4 protein-coding genes are annotated in these 3,514 nt (G+C 66.1%); 3 read left to right on the forward strand and 1 reads right to left on the reverse strand.

The features are described from left to right. Positions 1–242: 242 nt before the first annotated feature. From ACFULV_RS34350 to ACFULV_RS34360, 3 genes are all read left to right on the forward strand, one after another. Entirely contained in the window at positions 243–1,100 is an 858-nt protein-coding gene (locus tag ACFULV_RS34350; RefSeq protein WP_378664186.1) for a tyrosine-type recombinase/integrase, read from the forward strand. A 472-nt stretch (positions 1,101–1,572) separates the two neighbouring features. Then, complete coding sequence (locus tag ACFULV_RS34355; protein WP_378664189.1) at positions 1,573–2,172, forward strand: helix-turn-helix domain-containing protein; 600 nt, start codon at positions 1,573–1,575, stop codon at positions 2,170–2,172. Between the two features lie 2 nt (positions 2,173–2,174). Continuing rightward, positions 2,175–2,357 (forward strand): hypothetical protein, encoded by a 183-nt coding sequence (locus tag ACFULV_RS34360; protein WP_378664191.1) that lies wholly within the window; start codon positions 2,175–2,177, stop codon positions 2,355–2,357. A gap of 89 nt (positions 2,358–2,446) precedes the next feature. On the opposite strand, the gene ACFULV_RS34365 is transcribed toward ACFULV_RS34360, so the two are convergent. Continuing rightward, the gene (locus ACFULV_RS34365; protein ID WP_378664193.1) at positions 2,447–3,349 is read right to left on the reverse strand and encodes a hypothetical protein; all 903 of its coding nucleotides are present in this window, start codon (positions 3,347–3,349) and stop codon (positions 2,447–2,449) included. Between the last annotated feature and the right edge of the window lie 165 nt (positions 3,350–3,514).

The following is a 3,514-nucleotide window of genomic DNA, read 5'->3' on the forward strand; positions in this document are numbered from 1 at the left end:
GCTCCCCCATCTGGACTCGAACCAGAAACCTGCCGGTTATGGGTGCTACCACCATTCTGAGCCTTAGCTAGGAATGGGGTCGACATGGCTTGGACGGTACGTGATCCGTCAGGCAGTCCCGTGGAGCGACACGCGGGCAATTTTCGGACATCTCCTCTCGCACCATCGTTGCGGGAATGTAACCAGTTCACCGTAACCCACCGAACTGGGCGGACGACTATTTCCACATGGGAGGGAAAGAGTTGAACGCGCAAGTTCAGAACGCACCAGGGCCAGCGCCGTGGAAGACACCAGCGGGGTGGGCCGACGCACTCGAAACGTTCGTGTCGCACCTGCGGGCACGGGGCGCCAGTAAGGCGACGATCCGTCTGCGCACCCGCCACATTCAGCGGCTTTCCCGCACAATCGGTGCGGCCGGGCCGGACGACTTGACCCGAGATCAGTTGTTGGCGTGGGCCGGTGAGCAGGATTGGCAGATTGAGACGAGACGTTCCTACTACCAGTCCATTCGGGCGTTCTACGGCGTCGGCGTGGGCATGGGATACGCCGCCGAGAACGTAGCCGATGTGCTGCCGGTGGTCCCGATGTCGGCGCCGGATCCCCGGCCAACACCGATCAAGGTCTACCGGCGAGCGCTGAATATCGCCGTTCCGCGTGAGCGGCTAATGCTCCGCTTATCGGCCGAGGCCGGAATGCGTAGAGCCGAAGTGGCGCAAGCACATTCGCGCGACCTCGTGGAGGACGACGACGGGTATTGGATCCGGGTCCACGGCAAGGGCGGCAAGGTTCGTTACGTGCCGTTGGTCGATGATCTGGCCGAAGAACTCCGGGCGGCCGGGCACGGGTACTACTTCCCCGGCCGCAACGGCGGCCACCTCTCCGCCGGGTACGTCGGCGTGTTGGTGACTCGTCTGCTCGAGGACGGCAACACCATGCACAAGTTGCGCCACATGTTCGGCACGCGCACCTACCGCGTGCATCGGGATCTGTTCGTGGTGCAGGAACTCCTAGGCCACGCCAACGCCAACACCACGCGGCGATATGTGAAGCTGCGCCCGGAAGACCTGCGGTCGACGGTCGACGGCGCGCGGTACAGCTAGGCCGTCAAGCCCCCCGATACAGAGGAACCCCCCACCACCGTCGCGGTAGTGGGGGGTTCCTTTGTTCGGTCGCGCGGTCAATCGCCGATGGCGCGCAACCCGTTCGGGTGAGCGGCCATCCACCTACGGATGACCCCATCCACTTCGGCCTGTGTCGAGCTCGGCCGGTGCCGGTCCTGTTCGCGCAGGCCGTCGACTATGCGTTGCATGGTCTCGGGGTCTGCTCGTGTCGCTTCCCGCATGATCCTGTCCGCCTCTCTCACGGCTTCACGTTCGATCCAGCTGCGGCCCCATACGAACCGCCAACGTCCGCCCATCGTGTCCCCTAGAGGGTCAATATTGTTGGGACGTTTCTGTCCCCCTACTGGACAGTGAAGCATGAGAACTCTTGGTTTTGATAGACATCCGGGGGTACTCCCTGGACACTGTTGTCTAGACAGAATCGTCCATCAGGAGGACAGGAAAAGGGGATATGACCAGCATCGGCGGCAACATGTACGCCAGGCGCACGGCGCTGAAATTGAGCAGGGCGGCGGTGGCAAGGGCCCTGGACACCAACGAGACACAGGTGAAGCGCTGGGAGACAACGACATCCCCGCCGTCCGATCGCCTGGTGGACATTGCTAAGGCGTTGGACATGTCCGTTGGACAGCTACTCGGCATCATGCCGATAGGGCTGGACATGTCCGGCAAGTGGAATGCGGTGTGGCAGACCAGCCGTCGCCGTCAGCCGATCGTCAACACGCACGAACTCGAAGCCACGCACGCGGGCGAGTTCGTCAACTTCCGCGCGACCGGCGACTACGGATGGAACTCAGACCAACAGCTCTACGGCACGTCGCTGGCGGGCACATATCGCGCGGTCGAGTTGGACCGCAACGAACACGGCGCGCTCTACTTCGTCCTGAGCCACACCGGCGACGCGGCGATAGGCCGGTGGTCCGGGCAGTGGACAGACGGGATCCTCGGCGGCGGGTACGGCGTGCTCGCTCGTGACCCCGTGCGCGCGGAACTTCTACTCGAATGGCTCATGCGCCATAACGGACCCATCACCGAATTTCCGGAGGTATGACCATGCCCGACAACCCCGACTACTTCCGCGCGGCGCACAAGGCGTACGTGGGTAACCACGATGACACGCTGCGGGAATTGACGGCCGAAGAATGGGCGGCGGTGCGAGAGGGCGAGCGCAAGCGGGCAGCCCTGCGGGAGCGCGCGCGGGAGATTGGCGAACTCGGCGGGCGCGCCGATACCTAGGCGCGGTCCGTTTACGATCGCGGCGCGCGCCGGTTGTACCTGCGGTTATGCGGGTGCCGGCGAGCTCCGCGGGAAGGGGTGCGGTCCGCTTACGCGGGCCGCACCAATGTTGCAGTGAGGCGCCCGCGCACGTCGGCCGCGTTGAGTCCGCCACCGGCCAGGACGACACCGGCGTCATGGGAGACGATCAGGCGCAGTACGTCGCCCGCGACCAGTGGCCGCGTGCCGGTCACGGTCGTATTGTCCAGCCAGGCATTTGCGTTCGTGGCCGTCGACAGGATCGCGCCGCCCACTGCGGTGGAATTTTTGGTGACCTTGACGGCGCGGCGCCCGTTCGCGTTGCCCGCCCACGGCCATTCGGCCTCGATCAAATACAGGCCGGGCACGCGGATGGTGATACCCGTCGAACTGTATTGCGCCGCTTCACCTGCGGGCCGGTGATCCCACGCGGCAGCGTTCCACGTGACCACCGTGTCGGCCGAATTGTTGATGTTGAGGGCAGAGGTTCGGATGGCGCACGCCGAGGCCGGTACGGGCGCGGGCTCACCGGCCGGGCCGGTGGCGCCGGTGGCACCGGTGGCGCCGGTCGGGCCCTGGATACCCTGCGGGCCCTCGGGTCCGGCCGGTCCCTGTGCGCCCTGCGGTCCCTCGGGCCCGGCCGGGCCCTGCACTGCGCCGAGGTCATGCCAGGCGGCACCGTCCCACACGTGTAGGTGTCCGTCGTCGGTGGTGTACGCGGCGCCCGCGTCGGCGGGCGTGAGCGTCGGGAGGTCGGCCGCCGTGGGCACTGCGCCGCGCAGCTCGATACCGTCGCCCTGCGGGCCCTGCGGTCCGGTGGCGCCCTGGATACCCTGCGGGCCCTGCGGTCCGGCCGGGCCGGTGGCGCCGGTCGGACCCTGCGGGCCCTGCGGTCCGGTCGGGCCCTCGGGGCCGGGCGCCTTGCTGATCAGGGTCAGCGCCGTATCCACCTTTTCCATGCTCTGGCGATTCATGGCCGGATATGACGCAACGGGATCTGTGCCGGTGGCATAGATGAGTTGGTAATTCGGTGTCTGTCCGGCCATTGCTATGCATCCCCTTGGTAGACGGCTTTATCTGGCATGTCGTACATGTCGAACGCAGTGAGGCCGGGGTCTAGATAGGCGCCGCCCGGCGAC

The organism is Nocardia sp. NPDC057272 (assembly GCF_042668615.1).
Taxonomy (GTDB): Bacteria; Actinomycetota; Actinomycetes; order Mycobacteriales; family Mycobacteriaceae; genus Nocardia.